Origin of the sequence: Paraburkholderia sp. JHI2823 (genome assembly GCF_038900695.1) — a bacterium.
GTDB lineage: Bacteria > Pseudomonadota > Gammaproteobacteria > Burkholderiales > Burkholderiaceae > Paraburkholderia > Paraburkholderia mimosarum.
The window spans coordinates 145,320-163,340 of sequence record NZ_JAYMRY010000005.1 but is presented as its reverse complement, the minus strand read 5'-3'; the positions used below and the strand labels follow the sequence as shown (position 1 = coordinate 163,340).

17 protein-coding genes, 1 tRNA gene and 1 pseudogene are annotated in these 18,021 nt (G+C 65.3%); 11 read left to right on the top strand and 8 right to left on the bottom strand.

The window, feature by feature from the left end:
• The first annotated feature begins 89 nt into the window (after positions 1 to 89).
• Complete coding sequence (locus tag VSR34_RS08390; RefSeq protein WP_342962308.1) at positions 90 to 677, top strand: YSC84-related protein; 588 nt, start codon at positions 90 to 92, stop codon at positions 675 to 677.
• Between the two features lie 163 nt (positions 678 to 840).
• Here VSR34_RS08390 and VSR34_RS08385 read toward each other — a convergent pair whose 3' ends face one another.
• On the bottom strand, positions 841 to 1,182 hold the full coding sequence (locus tag VSR34_RS08385) for a helix-turn-helix domain-containing protein (protein ID WP_306303673.1): 342 nt from the start codon (positions 1,180 to 1,182) through the stop codon (positions 841 to 843).
• 257 nt (positions 1,183 to 1,439) lie between these two features.
• Here VSR34_RS08385 and VSR34_RS08380 point away from each other — a divergent pair, with 257 nt between their 5' ends.
• From VSR34_RS08380 to VSR34_RS08365, 4 genes and pseudogenes are all read left to right on the top strand, one after another.
• Complete coding sequence (locus VSR34_RS08380) at positions 1,440 to 2,615, top strand: FAD-dependent oxidoreductase (protein ID WP_042287903.1); 1,176 nt, start codon at positions 1,440 to 1,442, stop codon at positions 2,613 to 2,615.
• Between the two features lie 130 nt (positions 2,616 to 2,745).
• A pseudogene (locus tag VSR34_RS08375) lies at positions 2,746 to 2,850 on the top strand (pirin-like C-terminal cupin domain-containing protein); the annotation flags it as partial.
• 452 nt (positions 2,851 to 3,302) lie between these two features.
• On the top strand, positions 3,303 to 3,797 hold the full coding sequence (locus VSR34_RS08370) for an arsenate reductase ArsC (RefSeq protein ID WP_081715929.1): 495 nt from the start codon (positions 3,303 to 3,305) through the stop codon (positions 3,795 to 3,797).
• A gap of 230 nt (positions 3,798 to 4,027) precedes the next feature.
• Positions 4,028 to 5,656 (top strand): methyl-accepting chemotaxis protein, encoded by a 1,629-nt coding sequence (locus VSR34_RS08365; protein WP_342962307.1) that lies wholly within the window; start codon positions 4,028 to 4,030, stop codon positions 5,654 to 5,656.
• A 195-nt stretch (positions 5,657 to 5,851) separates the two neighbouring features.
• Here the strand turns inward: VSR34_RS08365 and VSR34_RS08360 are convergent.
• From VSR34_RS08360 to hcaE, 6 genes are all read right to left on the bottom strand, one after another.
• Positions 5,852 to 5,928: transfer RNA gene (locus tag VSR34_RS08360), tRNA-Val, on the bottom strand.
• 87 nt (positions 5,929 to 6,015) lie between these two features.
• Entirely contained in the window at positions 6,016 to 7,251 is a 1,236-nt protein-coding gene (gene hcaD, locus VSR34_RS08355; protein ID WP_342962306.1) for a 3-phenylpropionate/cinnamic acid dioxygenase ferredoxin--NAD(+) reductase subunit, read from the bottom strand.
• Positions 7,252 to 7,263: 12 nt separating this feature from the next.
• Positions 7,264 to 8,091: a 3-phenylpropionate-dihydrodiol/cinnamic acid-dihydrodiol dehydrogenase gene (gene hcaB / locus VSR34_RS08350; protein ID WP_342962305.1), complete on the bottom strand. Its 828-nt coding sequence runs from the start codon at positions 8,089 to 8,091 to the stop codon at positions 7,264 to 7,266.
• Positions 8,091 to 8,411 carry a 3-phenylpropionate/cinnamic acid dioxygenase ferredoxin subunit gene (gene hcaC / locus VSR34_RS08345; protein ID WP_342962304.1) on the bottom strand — a complete coding sequence of 107 codons (321 nt, stop codon included), beginning with the start codon at positions 8,409 to 8,411 and terminating at the stop codon, positions 8,091 to 8,093. Before hcaC ends, hcaB begins: the two co-directional genes overlap by 1 nt.
• A gap of 2 nt (positions 8,412 to 8,413) precedes the next feature.
• Positions 8,414 to 8,968, bottom strand: coding sequence for a 3-phenylpropionate/cinnamic acid dioxygenase subunit beta (gene hcaF, locus VSR34_RS08340; RefSeq protein ID WP_036018538.1), 555 nt, complete (start codon positions 8,966 to 8,968; stop codon positions 8,414 to 8,416).
• Positions 8,965 to 10,320: a 3-phenylpropionate/cinnamic acid dioxygenase subunit alpha gene (gene hcaE / locus VSR34_RS08335; RefSeq protein WP_036018536.1), complete on the bottom strand. Its 1,356-nt coding sequence runs from the start codon at positions 10,318 to 10,320 to the stop codon at positions 8,965 to 8,967. Before hcaE ends, hcaF begins: the two co-directional genes overlap by 4 nt.
• A 125-nt stretch (positions 10,321 to 10,445) precedes the next feature.
• Here hcaE and hcaR point away from each other — a divergent pair, with 125 nt between their 5' ends.
• Positions 10,446 to 11,324, top strand: a complete 879-nt coding sequence (hcaR, locus tag VSR34_RS08330; protein WP_028211157.1) for a DNA-binding transcriptional regulator HcaR — start codon at positions 10,446 to 10,448, stop codon at positions 11,322 to 11,324.
• A gap of 8 nt (positions 11,325 to 11,332) precedes the next feature.
• Here the strand turns inward: hcaR and VSR34_RS08325 are convergent, their stop codons facing one another.
• Positions 11,333 to 12,136, bottom strand: coding sequence for a DNA-binding transcriptional regulator (locus tag VSR34_RS08325; RefSeq protein WP_342962303.1), 804 nt, complete (start codon positions 12,134 to 12,136; stop codon positions 11,333 to 11,335).
• Between the two features lie 191 nt (positions 12,137 to 12,327).
• On the opposite strand from VSR34_RS08325, the gene VSR34_RS08320 reads away from it, so the two are divergent.
• From VSR34_RS08320 to dmpG, 5 genes are read left to right on the top strand one after another with little or no spacing between them, the layout of a single operon-like run.
• A complete protein-coding gene (locus tag VSR34_RS08320; protein WP_342962302.1) occupies positions 12,328 to 14,178 on the top strand; it encodes a bifunctional 3-(3-hydroxy-phenyl)propionate/3-hydroxycinnamic acid hydroxylase in 1,851 nt (616 codons plus the stop codon).
• A gap of 2 nt (positions 14,179 to 14,180) precedes the next feature.
• Positions 14,181 to 15,125 carry a 3-carboxyethylcatechol 2,3-dioxygenase gene (locus tag VSR34_RS08315; protein ID WP_342962301.1) on the top strand — a complete coding sequence of 315 codons (945 nt, stop codon included), beginning with the start codon at positions 14,181 to 14,183 and terminating at the stop codon, positions 15,123 to 15,125.
• A gap of 28 nt (positions 15,126 to 15,153) precedes the next feature.
• On the top strand, positions 15,154 to 15,957 hold the full coding sequence (gene mhpD / locus VSR34_RS08310; RefSeq protein WP_342962300.1) for a 2-keto-4-pentenoate hydratase: 804 nt from the start codon (positions 15,154 to 15,156) through the stop codon (positions 15,955 to 15,957).
• Between the two features lie 13 nt (positions 15,958 to 15,970).
• A complete protein-coding gene (locus tag VSR34_RS08305) occupies positions 15,971 to 16,921 on the top strand; it encodes an acetaldehyde dehydrogenase (acetylating) (RefSeq protein ID WP_028211153.1) in 951 nt (316 codons plus the stop codon).
• 19 nt (positions 16,922 to 16,940) lie between these two features.
• Positions 16,941 to 17,969, top strand: coding sequence for a 4-hydroxy-2-oxovalerate aldolase (dmpG, locus tag VSR34_RS08300; protein ID WP_322787201.1), 1,029 nt, complete (start codon positions 16,941 to 16,943; stop codon positions 17,967 to 17,969).
• Positions 17,970 to 18,021: the final 52 nt, after the last annotated feature.

The following is an 18,021-nucleotide window of genomic DNA, read 5'->3' as shown; positions in this document are numbered from 1 at the left end:
GAAGCGGGCTTCGGCCAACTGACGCGGAGAGGTCGGGCATGGGATTTGCTGTGACTTCCCCGCACTCTCACTCGTGTGGAGATAACCAAATGCAACGACGCAACTTCATGCTTACGGCAGCGGTGACGCTCGCCTCGGGCGGTCTCACGCTCGCAGGCTGCAGCACGACGACAGGTTCCAAGCCGACGGCCGCGACGAATATGTCCAAGCGGCAGTCGATCGACGCGTCGGTGGACGGCACGCTGTCGCGGCTCTTCTCGACCGTGAAGGGCTCGCACGAACTCATCGCGAAGTCGCGCGGCGTGCTGGTGTTCCCGGAGGTGCTCCAGGCCGGCTTCATCGTCGGCGGCCAGTATGGCGAGGGCGCGCTGCGCGTGGGAGGCGCGACGGTGGGCTACTACAGCACCGTCTCCGGCTCGCTCGGGCTGACGGCCGGCGCCCAGTCGAAGGCGCTGATCTTTGCCTTCATGACGCAGGACGCGCTCGACAAATTCCGCGCGACGGATGGCTGGTCAGCGGGCGCCGACGCTTCGGTCGCGCTCGTGACCGTGGGCGCGAACGGCGTGGTCGACACCAATACGGCCACGCATCCGGTGGAAGTCTTCGTGCTCACCAACGCAGGGTTGATGGCCGATGTTTCGCTGGAGGGCACCAAGGTCTCGCGCCTGAACATCTAGGCCACCGACGGCGTTCGGAGTCAAAAGCGCCGGATCGCGCCGGATCGTGTAGAAAGGGCAAGGCGCAACGCCTTGCCCTTTGCCGAAAGCCGTACTGCAAGGCCCCGTTCGAAGCTGCCCACGACGCGACGACGCGCCGGGCCTCGCCTGCCAAGCCTCTCCATCAAGTGCTTTTATCGGGTCCGTGCCGGATATCGAAGGCCTGCCTCGCTTTCTCGATCGCGGGAAGATGCTCGAACGCCCACATGCCAAGCGCTTCGACAGGCGACCTCAATGACTGACCCAGTTCAGTCAGCGAATAATCGACCCTCGGCGGCACGGTTTCGAATACGGTGCGCGTAATCATTCCGTCACGCTCCAGTCCGCGCAAAGTCAGCGTCAGCATGCGCTGCGAGATGCCGCCGATCGCTCTTTTCAACTCATTGAAGCGACGAGGCCCGTCAGCCAGCTGCATGACGACGAGCACGCTCCACTTGTCGCCGATACGCGAGAGCACCGCGCCCACTGCCTGGCAATCCGAACTTTCCAGCGAGCCCGCGTGCTGCTGAGTCAGCGCCGGCAGGGATCTGCCACGCTGCGTGGCCTGCTTTGCGGCTGGCTGCTTGCCCGAGCGAATTTTCCGGGTCGGTAACATTCATGTGCCTTCTTGTCAGTGTCCTGCCCAGTACTGTACCGTTACCAGGTTACCAAAAGTGACCAACACGTGTACAGAGCGCCGCCTTGCAGTCGGCGCGCGTGCCCATTGGCAATAGAGGATCTCCCATGTCGCTTTCTTCCAGAACCGTTGTCATCTTCGGCGGCGGGGTCGCTGGCGCGACGCTGGCTCGCCGGCTTGGCCGGGATTATCAGGTTACGCTCGTGGACCCGCTCGACTACTTCGAAGTGCCCATGTCGGCGCCGCGCAGCCTCGTTGCCCCGGACTTCGCCGAGCCGGCGACCATCCCGTTTTCGGCTGCGCTGCCGACGGTCAGGCATGTTCGCGGGCGGCTGATCGAGTGGTCCCCTGATGGCGCAAAAGTGCAAGAGCTGGATGGCCGCACGTCGGTATTGTCGGGCGACGTGAGCGTTCTGGCGACCGGCAGCCGCTTTTCGAATCCGCTGATGCGCTCTGAAGGGGGCACGCTCGATGAGCGCAAGGCCTTCTATCGCCGCTTCCATCTCCGCCTGCTGCAGGCACGTAACGTCTTGATCGTCGGCGGTGGCCCGATCGGGATCGAGGTCGCGGGGGAAATCAGCGAGACGTTTCCTGACAAACGGCTAACCGTGCTGGAGGCAGGGCCGCGAATTCTTGGGGGGACCTCGCCGAAGCTGGCCGCGCACGCGCAACGGGTGTTGGCCGGACGAGGCGTAGCGGTCATCGTCAATGAGCGCCTGGTGGGACGCCAGCCTGCCGACGACTTGTTCGGTCCTGGGGGAGAAGCCACAACCGATCGCGGTCGCACGCTTTCCTATGATCTTCTCTTGTGGTGCATCGGCGGGCAGCCCAACACTGCGTTTATGCGGGCGCAGCATCCCGAATTGCTGGATTCCGCGGGACGAATCAAGGTCGATCGGTCCTTGCGCGTTAGCGGGCAAAGCAGCGTGTTCGCTATCGGCGATATCACCGACCTTGCGGAAAACAAGATGGCCTGGCACGTGCAAGGTCAGGTCAAAGTGGCTGAAGCCAACATCCGGTCGGTGCTCGAAGGGCGTTCGGATCGGCTCAAGCAGTACAAGCCGAAAACAAACGATCCCACGATGGTCGTCACGCTCGGAAGCCGGGCGGGCGTGGCGCATTTGCCGGGACTGGGATTGGTCACGGCCGGATGGCTCAACCGGTTGGCCAAATCCGCGCATATGCTGGTACCTAAGTTTCGTAAGGCGCTGGGTGTGCCGAAAGCCGATGTTCTCACGCACGAGACCGGCAACGGGCAGGCGGCCGCGGCAGGAGACAGGTGAACCGTGTTGCTGATCGATCGAGTCGAAACAGCAGGCGCGAGGCAAGTGCGTGGCCGCAACCATGCCGCACGCCTTGTCATCGACCCCTGCCATGTCACTGCGAACGGTCCGTTTCTATTGATGGCTGAGTGCGCCGATCGATGAGCCCGTCGCCTTCGGCGGCCCGTTCGTGATGAATACCGATAGCGAAATAGCCGAAGCGTTCGCTGACCTTCAGGCAGGGCGCCTGGTCTAGTTGGGCTGGGCTTCCAGGGTTCGGGATCGAAGCAGTGCGAGGCGACTCCGTGCTCGTCGACCTCTGATGCCGTGCGACCCCGTTGCGCCCTGTTGCCTTCGCCGAGTATCGCGCCGCCAGGTCTCTCGCCAGCGCGCCCGCAAGCGTTCTTCAATATTCGTGAGCTGTTCTATGCGCCGGCGGCCGGCCGTGCGCGCCATTGCCATCACCTGGCCGGGTCGGTTCCCGTTCCGGGCCTGAATTACGGGCTCCTCTCAAGTTTTTCGCCGTATGGCCGATAGCAAGCTGACCACCCAAAAGTGGCCGCTTACGATGCGGCTTTGAAAATCGAACTGCAAAAACGGCCTGCAACGGCTTAGGAGCGCAGCGGGTATCGAGCCGAGACGATAGTTGTGCAACATAGCATCATCAGGAAGAGCCAATAGCCAGAACGCACCGCACGGGGAAAGCAGGTGAGCAGAAAATATAACGTGCTGTTTCTCTGCCGGGAGAATTCAGCACGTAGCATCATGGCTGAGGCGTTTTTGCGCGAGCTTGCGGGCGATCGCTTCAACGCATTCAGTGCCGGTGACAGGCCCGATGAGCGAGTGCATCCGTTGGCGGTTGCCCAGCTTCGACATGGCGTGTCCCATCTGAATGTGCTCGGCCCGAAAAGCTGGCTTGAATTTACCGGGAAGTGGGCTCCTCAGATGGACATCATCGTCGCACTCGATCACCGTCTCGACGAGTACCATGCGCCAGCCTTCCCCGGTACTCCCTTGTTCTGCAAATGGGACTTCCCCGATCCGCTCGCCGAAGGCATGAGTCAGGCCGAGCGTGAGCGCTCGTTCGAGCAGGTGTTCTGGCAGATACTCCGCCGCGTGAGCTTGTTCGCGGAGCTTCCCCGTTATGTCCCGGATGTCCCGGATGTTCCGGCGGCAACCCACCCCGAGTGTTATCAGGTTTGAACGACCGCTCTGGCGCTCCCCGCGCGTATCGAGAGCGAGTGCCACCCGAACCCGCGTAGCCCTCGGCGTCATGGATTCTCCCTATGCGGCGGCGCCCGCCGTTTGCCGATAGCCGAAACGAGGTGCGAAGTTGCGACGCGCCGCGCAGGCCGGGCCGCGTAGGTCGGGCCGCGTAGGTCGCGCCGCGCCGGTTCGCATCGGCTGAAGAACAAAAACGCTACGGAGACGTCATGCTCGGAAACATCACCATTCGCCGTGGGCTTACGCTCGTCATCGGCATCTTCGTCGCGTTTCTGCTGACGGTGATCGGCGTGTCGTATGGTGCGCTCAAGCTCACCAACGACAGCCTGCACGACGCCCAGCGCGGCGCGCAGTCGATCGATGCGCTCAAGTCCAGCTCCGAGCGGCTGCTCCAGGTGCGCCTGGCGCTCGGCGGCTACGAGACACTCTTCAGCGTCGGCAAATCCACCGACGGCTTGCTCGAAGCCGCGCACAAGGTGCTCGTGGATTCGAACAAGGAGTTCGCGCGTTACAGCGCCGGTCCATTCGACGATCCCGAAGAGGCGCGCCTCGCGCAGGCCGTGAGCAGCGCCCGCGAAGCGCTCGTATCGCAGGCGATCGAGCCCGAGTACAAGGCGCTCGTCGACAACGACTTCAACACCTTCCGCACGATCCAGGGCGAAACCGCCGACCGCTACTACGGTGTCTACGCGAAGGCGATCGACGCGCTCGAGGCCTGGCAGGGCGCGCGTCAGCAGCGCGACGCCGACACCGCCACGCAGCGCTTTCGCCTTTCGCTCATCGTGTTCGGCGTGATCGCCGTGGTGGGCGTGGCGATCGGCGTGATCGCACGCGTGGGGCTCGCCGCGGCCGTGGTCAAGCCGGTCAACCATGCGATTCGCCACTTCGAGCGCATTGCCGCGGGAGACCTGACCGTGGAGGTGAAAGTGCGCTCGAACAACGAAATGGGCCAGCTGCTGGGCGCGCTGCAAACGATGCGCGACGGCCTCGTGAACACCGTCGCGCGCGTGCGCGGCAGCACGCACGAAATCACGCAGGGCGCGAAACAGATCGCCTCGGGCAACGTCGATCTCTCGGACCGCACGGCGCAACAGGCTGCGGCGCTGGAGGAAACGGCGGCGAGCATCGAGGAGCTTTCGGCGGCGGTGCGCCAGAACACGGATGGCGCGAAGGAGGCCAGCGGACTCGCCCAGACCGCGCTCGAAACGGTCACGCGCGGCGCCGACGTCGTGGCCCGCGTGAACGCGACGATGAGCGACATCACGGCCTCGTCGCAGAAGGTGGAGGAAATCACCGGCATCATCGAAGGCATTGCCTTCCAGACCAACATCCTCGCGCTCAACGCGGCCGTGGAGGCGGCGCGCGCGGGCGAACAGGGGCGCGGCTTCGCGGTGGTGGCGAGCGAGGTGCGCAGCCTCGCGCAGCGCTCGGGCACGGCGGCCAAGGAGATCAAGGAGTTGATCGCCGCCTCGGCGGCGACGGTCGGCGCGGGAGCCCGCCTCGTGGAGGACGCGCGCCGCACGATGGACGAGGCGCGCAGTGCCGTGGCGCGCGTGAGCGGGATCATGAGCGATATCGAGACCGCCACGCACGAGCAGAGCGACGGCATCGAGCATGTGAACCGCGCGATCGCGCAGATCGACGAGGTCACGCAGCGCAACGCGGCGCTCGTGGAAGAAGCGGCGGCGGCTGCGCAATCACTCGAATCGCAGGCCGATGTGCTGCGCGACGCCGTGGCGGTGTTCAACCTCGGCAGCGCGGGGCAGGCGGCCGGGCGTCCTGCGCATACCGTTGCCGGCGCGAAGGCCGTCCGCGCGAGCGCACCGGCGCTGGCCTGAGCCGCGCGGCTCTCGCCGTTTCATCTCGTTGCGAACACAACTTTCTTTCGCCAGCCGCTCGCCGACTGCCAGGACGCGCCAGCGCAACGCAAGCGAACGCACCAAAAGAAAATGACGCAGACCCGCGAGGGAATGCGTCATTCACAAGTTGCTGCAGGGTACCACTTCTTTACTGCGTATTCACTGAATATTCGTTGGTAGGCTCGATTGGATTCGAACCAACGACCCCCACCATGTCAAGGTGGTGCTCTAACCAACTGAGCTACGAGCCTGTCGAGGCGCGAATTATAGAGACACTCGCGCGCGCTTGCAAGCGCTTTTGCGCAATCCGGTGAAACGGCGTGCTTGCGGGCGCGCCGCTAGGCAAATTCGCGGGCGAGATTGCGCAGATTCTGCGCAGGATCGGCAAGCGTTTCGCGTGCAATGCGCGCGCGTTTGCCGATCAATGCCTTCAGGCTGCGCATGTCGCGGCCTTGATTGACCGTGATCGCGCCCACGAGCGCGCCTTCGCCATCGAGACCGAAAAGCACGCAGGGCGGCGCTTCCAGCGAGCCGCGCGCGAGCCACTCGGGCGCGGCCATGTCGCCCGCGAACTGGATGTTGAGACCGCATTGGTCGGTCCAGAACCAGTCGGCTTCGTGGGCTTCTGCGGCGACGCCGAGCATCGTGCGCGCCGCTGTCTGCGCCTGGCGATTTGCGTTTTCCCAGGTTTCGCGGCGCCGCGGGCGGCCGCTCGCAGCATCTCGCTGGCTGGCGGCGTCGCCGGCCGCGTAGATGTGCGCGTGCGAAGTGCGGCACAGCGCGTCGATCACGATGCCGTTGTCCACGTGCAGGCCCGCCGCGCGGGCGAGCGTGGTTTCCGGCTCGACGCCGATGCCGTAGATCACCGCGTCGCCAGCGAGGCGCGTGCCGTCTTCGAGCGTCAGCACGATCTCGCCGTTTTCGCGCGTGGCCGACGCGAGCGGCGAGCCCAGATGCAGCGCCACCCCGCGCGCGCGATGCACGTCACATAGGTGCGCGGTTAGCAAAGGCGGGGCGCAGCGTGCCATGGCGCGCTCTGCCTGCTCGATCACCGTGACCTGCGCGCCGAGATCGACCGCACTCGAAGCCAGTTCGAGGCCGATCACGCCCGCGCCCACCAGCAGCACGCGCTTTCCCTCTTGCAGCACGGACTGAAGTCGCTGAGCGTCGTCCAGCGTGCGCAGCGTGTGGACGCATTCGTGGGGACCGCCAAGTGCATCGAGCATCGGCAGGCGGCGCACGCGTGCGCCCGTGGCGAGCAGCAGTTCGTCGAAGACAATCGATTCGCCGGTCGCGAGCGTGACGGAGCGCGCCTGGGCGTCGAGCGCCGTTACGGCCACGCCGAGCATCAGTTCGATGTTTTGCTCCGCATAGAAGCCTTCGCCGTGAATGGCCCAGCGCGCCGTTTGCGGATGGAGCAGCACGTCTTTGGAAAGGGGCGGCCTTTCATAGGGCGCGTGCGCTTCTTCGCCGATCAGGACGACGCGGCCCGCGTAGCCTTGCTGGCGCAGTTCGGCGGCGGCGAGCGCGCCGGCCTGGCCCGCGCCGACGATGACAATGGTCCCGGCATTCATGATGCTTTCCCGTTATAGATGCAAGCCACCGGCCGCGTGACGGATGCCGCGAATGCCGAGCCCGGCGTCCGCGTTGATCATCACGCCGCTCAGCACGCGATTGTTGGCGCGCGAGGCGAGCATCACGTAGGGCCCAGTGAAATCGGCCGGCTGGGGGAAGAACTGCAGCGGCAGGATGCCGGCGATCGCTTCGGGCGAGCGCGAGTCCATGATGCGCAGATCCTGCTGGCCGAGCGAAACGGGGCCGCGCAGGTCGCTCGCCATCCCGCAAGGTCCGACGCCGTTCACGCGCACCTTCGGCGCGAGTTCGTAGGCGAGCTGGCGGATAATGCCCACGGCTGCATGCTTGCTCGCCGTGTACAAAGGACCGCCGCCGCCCGGATAGAACGACGAATTCGAGAGCGTGAAGATCATGCTGCCTTCGCTCGCGATGAGCGCGCGCGCGGCCGCCTTCGCGCCGAGCAGATATCCCTTTACGTTGATCGAAAAAAGCTCCTCATAGCCGCTGTCGAGCTGCTCGGGCGTGAGATCGACGAGGCTCGACGCGTGATCCCAGATCGCCGCGTTGCCGACGAAGGTATCGAGCTTGCCGAATGCCTCGACGGCGGCGCACACGGCCCGTTCGTTATCGGCGTACGAGGTGACGTCGCCCTGCACGGCGATCACGCGTTGTGCGTCGAAGCGTTCGCGCAGCGCGGCGACTTTCTCCGCCGAGCGTTCGAGCACGGCCACGCGCGCGCCTTCGTCGAGAAAGCGTTCGACGAGCGCGAGACCGAGTCCCGAACCGCCGCCCGTGATGAGCGCGACTTCATCGTCGAGCCAACCCCTGGACTGAGCCATCACGCGGCCTCCGGCACGTCGACGTACACCGCGCCGTCCATGAGCGCGACGGGGAATGTCTTGAGGGGCTCGGTCGCGGGCTGGCACAGCGCCGCGCCGGTCTTGAGGCAGAAGCGCGCGGCATGAAGGGGACATTCCACGGTGCCGTCCTCCTCGATATATCCTTCGGACATCGAAGCATTACCATGCGAGCATCGATCGTTCAGTGCGAAAATCTCGCCGTTCACCTTGAACACGGCGATCGCGGCGGACGGGCCGTCCACTTTGATCGCTTCGCCATCGGACAACGCATCGTCCTGGCAGACAAAAATACGGGTCATGATCAGAAAAGCACACTCAGGTTATGGGAAGTGAGCACCGCCTGGTCCAGCGTGATCTCGCGGCGGCACACCTGCCAGCCTTGCGGGGCTTCCACGCGGCGCACGCGGTCGATGCGGCGGCCCACGTAGAAGGTCTCGTCGCGCTCCTTCTGTGAGCGGTAGAGCAGATAGTTCACGCGTGCCTCGAATTCGTCGGGGGCTTCGGTCGTCTGCACGCGCAGGTTCGTGACCAGATGGCGCGTGCGCGAAGGCGGCTCCTCGGCCCACGCCATGCCGGTTTCGAGGCGCGCCACGCGGCGTTCGAGCTGAAAATGCGTGTCGTTGAAGATCCACGTCGTGGGCGGCTGCACGCCGCGCCGCCGGTCGCGTGTTTGCGCGTTCACCGTGGTTCGCATCGTGTAGCGGATATCCTTCGACATCAGGTCGAGCCAGGCGCGAAAGCGCCATTCGTCGAGTAGCGCCGCCTCTTCGTAGAGAAACTGCTCGATCTCGTGATGCAGTTCGAAACTTGCCCGCACCGGGGTGACCTGCGCGGCGAGTTCAGCGACTTCGCTCATTTCAGCACCTCCGCTTCGTAGCGCGCAGTGCGCTCGTTGACTTCATCCCATGTTTGCGATGCCAGCAGGTCGGCCCAGCGGCGATACATGCCGCGCGCCGCCGTTTCCGAGAAAATATAGTTCGTCATGCCAGGTATGCCGTCTTCGCGCACGCGCTCGCCGCCGAGGCCCATTTCGAGGCACAGCTTCGTCTTGCGCGCGCGGCTGCCGCGCAGCACCTTCTGCACTTCTGCCCAGTTTTCCGAGTCGTCCTGCTCGAGAAATCCCGCGGGACCGAAGGCACGCGTCGCGCTGCGCTCGAAAGCGGCCTTCACGTCGTCCGAGGCTGCCTTGTCGGCGATGCAGAACGCCCACACTTCCACCTGGTTCGGGCCGCGCGGGTGCCACACGCGCAGCGTGGCGGTGCCGTTGAGCCACGAAAGCGTGGGGAACATGTTGTTGTGACCCGCAAGCCGCATCGCGCGAACCTTGCCCAGACGCGCTTCGGCTTCGGCATAGGTATCGCGGAAGTACTGCGAGACTTCGCCGTCCACCCACACGTTCGCGTCGGGCTGCTCGGTAAAGAAGAAGCCGCTGCCGTGGCCGGCCTGACCGTACTGCAGCGCATCCTTCGCGGTCTCCCAGACGGGGCGCGCCGTCTGGCCCGCGCCGAGCGCCTTGTCCGCTGCGCCTTCCTTCGCGCCGAGCACTTCGATTGCGGAAGCGTGCGTGAAGAGCGCGTGATACTGGTCGCTCGCGAACTGCTCGGCCGGGAATTTCCAGTTGCAGTCGATCACCCACTTGTGCACGCCGCCCACGATCTCGGTGCCGCCTTCGCGGCGGTCGAGCACGCCGTCCAGATACCAGGCGATGTCGCCCATATAGGTTTCGAGGTCGGGCGCGTCGGCGTCCCAGTTGCCGAACACGAGGCCCTTGTACACGGCCACGCGCGTGACCTCCTGGAGGCCCCACTTCTCCTTGCACAGACCTTGCGGATAGGCGCGCGGCTCGAGCGGCACGTCGATGAGCGCGCCGTCCACGCCGTAAGACCAGCCATGATACGGGCACGTGAACGCACGCGTGTTGCCGCAATCGGCGTGGCTCACGCGCATCGAGCGATGGCGGCACTGGTTGAGGAAGGCCTTGATCGAGCCGTCCTTCTGGCGCACCACGACGATGGGATCTTCGCCCATGTAGGTATTGAAAAAGTCGCCGGCTTTCGGTATTTGACTGACGTGAGCGAGAAAAAGCCAGCAGCGGCCGAAGATGCGCTCCAGTTCGAGCGCGTAAATCTCGGGGTCGGTATAGATCGACGACGTGACGCGGCCATTTTGCGCGTCGACGAGTGCATCGATGTCGATGATTGCGGACATGCGAGTCTCCTCCGTGGCAGCATTGCCTTTTTTGGCGGGAATGCAGAGGGATGATCGGCGCTCGCCAGACCGTTGTGAAATATTTTGTTTGTTGGCAGTAAGACTTTCGAACGATAACTCCGGGCATGGAACTGAGACATCTGCGCTACTTCATTGCCGTCGCCGACGAGCTTAGCTTCACGCGCGCGGCGCAGCGTCTGCATACGGCGCAGCCTTCGCTGAGCCAGCAGATCCGCAATCTCGAAGACGAAGTTGGCACGCCGCTCTTCGAGCGCACGCGCCGCAAGGTGGAACTGACCGAGGCGGGCAAGGTGTTTCTCGCCGAGGCGCGCCTCGTGGTGGCGCAGGCCGACCGCGCAGTGGCGCGTGCGCGCCAGGTGGGGCAGGGACGCGCGACGGTCACGATCGGTTTCGTGCCCGCCGCTGAAATCCGGGTTTTCCCGGTGATTCTGCCGCGCCTGCGGCTGCGCTACCCCGAAGTGAACGTGGAGTTGCGCAGCCTGCCCACGGCCGAACAGGAAGAGGCGCTGCTGCGCGGCGATATCGATGTGGCGTTCATGCGGCGGCCCGTCGTCTCGCCCGAGTTGCGCAGCGAAGTCGTGTTGACCGAGCCGCTCGTCGTGGTCCTGCCGAGCGGACATCCGCTCGCGAAGCAGGAACGCATTGCCCCGGCGCAACTGAGCGGCGAGCCGTTCATCAGCACGCATCCGCAGTTCTCGGGGCAGGTCCACAGCGTGGTCGAGGCGTATTGCGAAGCGCACGGCATCGAGCGCAAGGTCGCGCAGGTCGCGACCAATATCCTGCTCAATCTGAATCTGGTGGGCATGGGGCTCGGTTATGCGCTGCTGCCCGCTTACGTGTCGTCGCTCACGAGCAGCGCGATCTGCACGCGCCCGCTCGAAGGCGAGCCGCCCACCATCGACCTGTTGATGGTGTCGCGCAAGGAGCCGCATGCCGCGGAACTCGAAGCGCTGTTCGAGCTCGTGCGCGAAACCAGGCCTTAGGGTCGGCCCTAGCGCTTCGCGCTTTCCTCTTGCGCCTCTAACGCCGTCACCATTTCCTGCGCGGCGCGCTGCAGCTCCGGCACGAAGCGCCGCACCGCCTCGGCCGGATTGATGGCGTGCTCCAGGTAGATCACGTTCAGGCTCGCGAGCACGCGCCCGTGCGCCTCGATGGCCACGGCGAGCGCGCCGATCTTGCGCTGGTCCGCCCAGTCGCCGTGGTTCGAGCCGAAGCCGTCCTCGCGCGTTTGCCGCACGAGGTTGCGGATATAGGCCTTGTCGCTCGCGAGCTTTTGCTGCTGCTCGCCGCCCGTGCCTGCGCGCAGCAACTCCAGAATGTCCTCGCGCTCCGCTTCGGGGCACATCGCGAAGTACACGCGGCCCGCCGCCGTGAGCAACATCGGCAGGCGCCGCCCGACCATTGCGCGGTGAAACGAGAGCGGGCTAAAGCGGTGCGTGGTCTCGCGTATCACCATGGCGTCGCCGTCGGGCGTCGTGAGGTCCGAAGGCCACACCGTGCGCTGGAGCATCTGCGCCATGATCGGCGGCGCGATGGTCGCGATCAGCTCGTCGTCGGTGAAGCCTTCGCTCAGGCCGCGCACGTGCATCGTCAGACGAAAGCTGTCGTCGGAAGCGCTGCGGCGCACGAAATTTTCCTCTACCAGGGTTTCCAGCAGGCGCCTCACCGTCGTGCGGTGCAGGCCCGTGGCCTCGCTCAGCTGCTGGCTCGTCGCGCGCCCGTTCTCCATGGCGTTGAGCGCCTGGAGCACCTGAAGCCCGCGCGCCAGGCCCCGGACGTTTGCATACTTCGTCATCGAAAACGCCTTAAAAATCAACTGTGTGCATTCTATGCACATTTCTCCAAAAATGTTGAGCGCGCACCGGACGGATCCTAGACTCGCTTCACATCACCGCACCGTGGCAAAACGTCCAGGCCGGTGATCCGGATCAGGCAAGACCTGTGAGCATCAGCAGCGGCCCCATGAGCCGCGCGAGAAGGAGACACATGAACACCCCCCTCGCCCACGAAGCGGACACCGTCCGCCCTCGCCATATCGACACGGACATCGCCATCATCGGCGCGGGTCCGGTCGGCCTCACGATCGCCAATATTCTCGGCCTGCAAGGCGTGCGTGTCACGGTCGTCGAAAAGCTCGACGAGATCATCGACTACCCGCGCGCCATTGGTCTGGATGACGAAGCATTGCGCGTGTTCCAGTCGATCGGCCTCGCCGACGTGCTGGTGCCGCACACCACGCCCGACCACTGGATGCGCTTCGTCACGAAGGACGGCCACTGCTTCGCCTCGATCGAGCCGCGCACCGACGAGTTCGGCTGGTCGCGCCGCAACGCGTTCCTGCAGCCGCTGGCCGATCGCGTGCTGTACGAAGGTCTCGCGCGCTTCGAGAACGTGGAAGTGCTGTTCGGCCACAACGTCAATGCGTTCGAGCAGGATGCGCAGGGCGTGACGATCGACGTGAGCGATGCGGGCGGCGAGCGCCGCACGATCCGCGCGGCGTACATGGTGGGCGCGGACGGCGGCAACAGCTTCGTGCGCCGCGCGCTCAACGTGCCCTTCGAAGGCCGCACGAAGCCGAATCAGTGGATCGTGGTGGACGTGCGCAACGACCCGATCGGCTCGCCGCATATCTACATGCATTGCGATCATCAGCGCCCCTATGTTTCGGCGGCGCTGCCGCATGGCATTCGCCGTTTCGAGTTCATGGTGATGCCGGGCGAGACCGAGGAAGAGCTTTCGAAGCCGGAGAACATGGCCGCGCTGATCCGCAAGGTGGTGGCCGATCCCGACAAGGTGGACTACATCCGCAAGCGCGTGTACACGCACAACGCGCGCCTCGCCGAAACGTTCCGCGTGGACCGCGTGCTGCTCGCCGGCGACGCCGCGCACATCATGCCCGTGTGGCAGGGCCAGGGCTACAACAGCGGCATTCGCGACGCGAACAACCTGGGCTGGAAGCTCGCGATGGTCGCGAAGGGCGTGGCCGACAGCCGCCTGCTCGACACGTACACCGTGGAGCGCCGCGCGCATGCGCGCTCGATGATTCACCTCTCCGAAGTCGCAGGCGATATTTTCGCGCCCACCACGCGATTCGGTGCGCGTTTTCGCGATGCGTTCGTGCGCTCGATGAACGTGTTCCCTTCGGTGAAGCGCTATTTCGTGGAGATGCGCTTCAAGCCGATGCCGCGCTATGAAGCGGGCGTCGTGCTGCTGCCGCCGCCGCAAAGCACGGGCGGCTGGCTCGCGCGCCTGCTGGAGCGCTCGGGCAACTCCGCGCCTGGCCGCCTGCTCGGCCTCATGAGCCAGAAACGCGACTCGCTGATCGGCCGCCTCGCCTATGGGCGCGATCCGCTCGCCGCCTCGCCGGTGGGCCGCATGTTCATCCAGCCGCGCGTGCGCCTGGCCGACGGCAGCGTGGTGCGCCTCGACGACGCGATCGGCAACGGCTTCGCGGTGCTCGCCTGGGGCGCGGACCCGACCTTCGGCCTCACGCCGCAGGCTCGCGCGCTGTGGGAGCGCCTGGGTGCGCGCTTCGTCGTCGCGAAGCCCGACGTGCAGCTCGACTACGGCGATGACGTGCCCGAGGGCGTGCTCGCGCTCGGCGACGTGCAGGGCCGCCTGAAAGAGTGGTTCGGCAGCTTGCCCGAATCCGTCGTGCTGCTGCGCCCGGACCGCTTCGTCGCGGGCGTGTGCACGCCGCAACAGGTATCCGACGCGATCGTCGAACTCGCGGGCAAGCTCGGCATGACCGACGCCGTGCTGCGCGAAGCGAGCGCAGCGGCCCCGCAAAACCGTCCCGTGCGCGGCGTGGCTGTCGCGCGCGCTGCAGGAGCATGACCATGCCGATTCACCTCGAATGTCTGTCGCACACGCCGTTGCACGGCTATCTCGATCCCGCGCCCGAAGTGGTGGCCGAAGTCGAGCGCGTGTGCGGCGCCGCGCGCGAGCGCGTGGAAGCCTTCAATCCGGACGTGATCGTTGCGTTCGCACCCGATCACTACAACGGTTTCTTCTATGACATGATGCCGCCGTTCTGTATCGGCGCGCGTGCGGAAGCGATCGGCGACTTCAAGAGCATGGCCGGCACGCTGCCGGTGCCGGAAGCACTCGCGCACGCGCTTTCGGAAAGCGTGCTCGCCGCCGATATCGACGTCGCGCTCTCGTACCGCATGCAGGTCGATCACGGCTGCGCGCAGGCGCTCGAAGTGCTCACGGGCGGTCTCGACCGCTATCCCGTGATTCCGGTGTTCATCAACTCCGTTGCGCCGCCCATGGCGACGCTGCGCCGTGCGCGTCTGCTCGGCGATGCGATCGGCCGGTTTTTCTCGCGCAGCGACAAGCGCGTGCTCGTGGTGGGATCGGGCGGCATTTCGCACGAGCCGCCGGTGCCGGAACTGTCCGGCGCGACGGCCGAAGTCGCCGAGCGCCTGATCGCGGGACGCAACCCGTCGCCCGACTCGCGCGCCGCGCGCCAGGCGCGCACCGTGGCCGCCGCGAAGTCGTTCGCGGCCGGCGACAGCCAACTGCATCCGCTCAATCCCGAATGGGACCGCGCGTTTCTCGCGCGTCTCGAATCGGGCGAACTCACCGCCGTGGACGGCATGACCAATGCCGCCATCACGCGCGACGGCGGCAAGTCGGCACACGAGATCCGCACGTGGGTTGCGGCGTTCGGCGCACTGGCCGCTTTTGGCCCCTATCGCGCCTCGATCGATTATTACCGCGAGATTCCCGAGTGGATCGCGGGCTTCGCGGCCATGCACGCCGCACCCGCAGCGGCTTGATAGAAAGTACGGACTCCGGAGAATCCTCATGTCAGATTCGAAATTCGTAGCGGCGCAGGCCGCGCGCCTGCGCGAAGCCGAAGCCTCGCGCAACGTGATCGAGCCGGTGCGCGGTGAGATCGCGACGGGCGGCATTCCGCTGGACGATATCGCGACCGCCTACGCGGTGCAGCAGGCCAACGTCGACCTTCGCGTGGCCAACGGCGAGCGTATCGTGGGCCGCAAGATCGGCCTCACGTCGCTCGCGGTACAAAAGCAACTGGGCGTCGATCAGCCCGATTTCGGGGCGCTCTTCGCTTCGATGGCCTACGGCGACGCGCAAGCGATTCCGCTTTCGCAGCTGATCCAGCCGAAGGTCGAAGCGGAAATCGCGCTCGTGCTGGAGCGCGACCTCACGTTCGAAAAACACACCTTCGTCGATATCCTGCGCGCCAGTGCGTATGCGCTCGCGGCCATCGAAGTGGTGGACAGCCGCATCCAGAACTGGGACATCCGTTTCGTCGACACGGTGGCCGACAACGCGTCGAGCGCGCGCTTCGTGGTGGGCAGCCGCCCCGTGCCGCTTTCGCAGATCGACCTCACCGCATGCGCGATGGAACTCTCGCGCGAGGGCGAGGTGCTCTCGCGCGGCAACGGCGCGGCTTGCCTCGGCAATCCGCTCAACGCCGCCGTATGGCTCGCAGACCGCATGGTCCAGCTCGGCACGCCGCTGCGTGCGGGCGACGTGGTGCTCACGGGCGCGCTCGGCCCCATGGTCGCCGTGAAGGAACCCGGCACATTTACCGCGCAGATCGAAGGCCTCGGCAGCGTTCGCGCGACTTTCTCCGCCTGATACAGGAATTCATATGGCTTCCGAAAAACTCAAGGCCGCGATCATCGGCTCCGGCAACATCGGCACGGATCTGATGATCAAGATCCTGCGCAACAGCAAGCATCTGGAGATGGCGGCGATGGTCGGCATCGACCCGAACTCCGATGGCCTCGCGCGCGCCGCGCGCCTCGGCGTGGCGACGACGCATGAAGGCGTGGTCGGCCTCACGCGCCTGCCCGTGTTCAACGACATCGACTTCGTGTTCGATGCCACTTCGGCCGGCGCGCACGTGAAGAACGACGCGCTGCTGCGCGCGTTCAAGCCGTCGATCCGCATGATCGACCTCACGCCCGCCGCGATCGGTCCGTACTGCGTGCCGGTCGTGAACATCGACGCGCATATCGAAGCGCTCAACGTCAACATGGTCACTTGCGGCGGCCAGGCCACCATTCCGATGGTCGCGGCGGTCTCGCGCGTGGCGAAGGTGCATTACGCCGAAATCGTCGCCTCGATCAGCAGCAAGTCGGCGGGTCCCGGCACGCGCGCCAACATCGACGAGTTCACCGAAACGACGTCGAAGGCCATCGAAGTGGTGGGCGGCGCCGCGAAGGGCAAGGCCATCATCGTGCTGAACCCGGCGGAGCCGCCGGTCATGATGCGCGACACGGTTTATACGCTCTCCGAACTGGCGGACCGCGAGAAGGTCGAGCAGTCGATCGAAGAGATGGTCGCGAAGGTGCATGCCTATGTGCCGGGCTATCGCCTCAAGCAAAAGGTGCAGTTCGACGAGATCCCCGCGAGCGCGCCTTTGAATATTCCGGGCCTCGGCAAGTTCAGCGGCCTGAAGACTTCGGTGTTCCTCGAAGTCGAAGGCGCCGCGCATTATCTGCCCGCTTACGCAGGCAATCTCGACATCATGACTTCCGCCGCGCTCGCCACTGCCGAACGCATGGCGCAGACGCTTCTGAGCGTGCAAGGAGCCTAAGGCCATGAGCAATACGAACATCGCGAGCAAGAAACTCTATATTTCGGACGTGACGCTGCGCGACGGCAGCCACGCCATTCGCCATCAATACTCGATCCAGAACGTGCAGGACATCGCCCGCGCGCTGGACCGCGCGAAGGTGGACAGCATCGAAGTTGCCCACGGCGATGGCCTGCAAGGGTCGAGCTTCAACTACGGTTTCGGCGCGCACAGCGACCTGGAATGGATCGAGGCCGTGGCCGACGTGGTCACGCACGCGCAGATCGCCACGCTGCTCTTGCCCGGCATCGGCACGATTCACGACCTGAAGGCCGCGTATGACGCGGGCGCGCGCGTGGTGCGCATCGCCACGCATTGCACGGAAGCCGACATTTCGAAGCAGCACATCGAATACGCGCGCGAACTGGGCATGGACACCGTGGGCTTCCTGATGATGAGCCATATGACCACGCCGGAGAATCTCGCGGTCGAAGCGAAGAAGATGGAAAGCTACGGCGCCACCTGCATCTACGTGGTCGATTCGGGCGGCGCGCTCACGATGAACGACGTGCGCGACCGCTTCCGTGCCGTCAAGCAAGTGCTGAAACCCGAAACGCAAACGGGCATGCATGCGCACCACAACCTGTCGCTCGGCGTGGCGAACTCGATCGTGGCCGTGGAAGAAGGTTGCGACCGCATCGATGCGTCGCTGGCGGGCATGGGCGCTGGCGCGGGCAACGCGCCGCTCGAAGTGTTCATCGGGGCGGCGGAACGCATGGGCTGGAACCACGGCACCGATCTCTACACGCTGATGGATGCCGCCGACGACATCGTGCGCCCGTTGCAGGATCGCCCGGTTCGCGTGGACCGCGAAACGCTGGCACTCGGTTATGCGGGCGTGTATTCGAGCTTCCTTCGCCACTCGGAAGTGGCGGCGAAGAAGTACGACCTGAAGACGGTGGATATCCTCGTCGAACTGGGCAAGCGCCGGATGGTGGGCGGCCAGGAAGACATGATCGTCGACGTGGCGCTCGACCTGAAGAAGCGCCAGGAAGCACTGCAGTCCTGAGTACGCGCGCCGTGCAACGCCATCGGGTGTTGCGCGGCGTTGCCACATACAG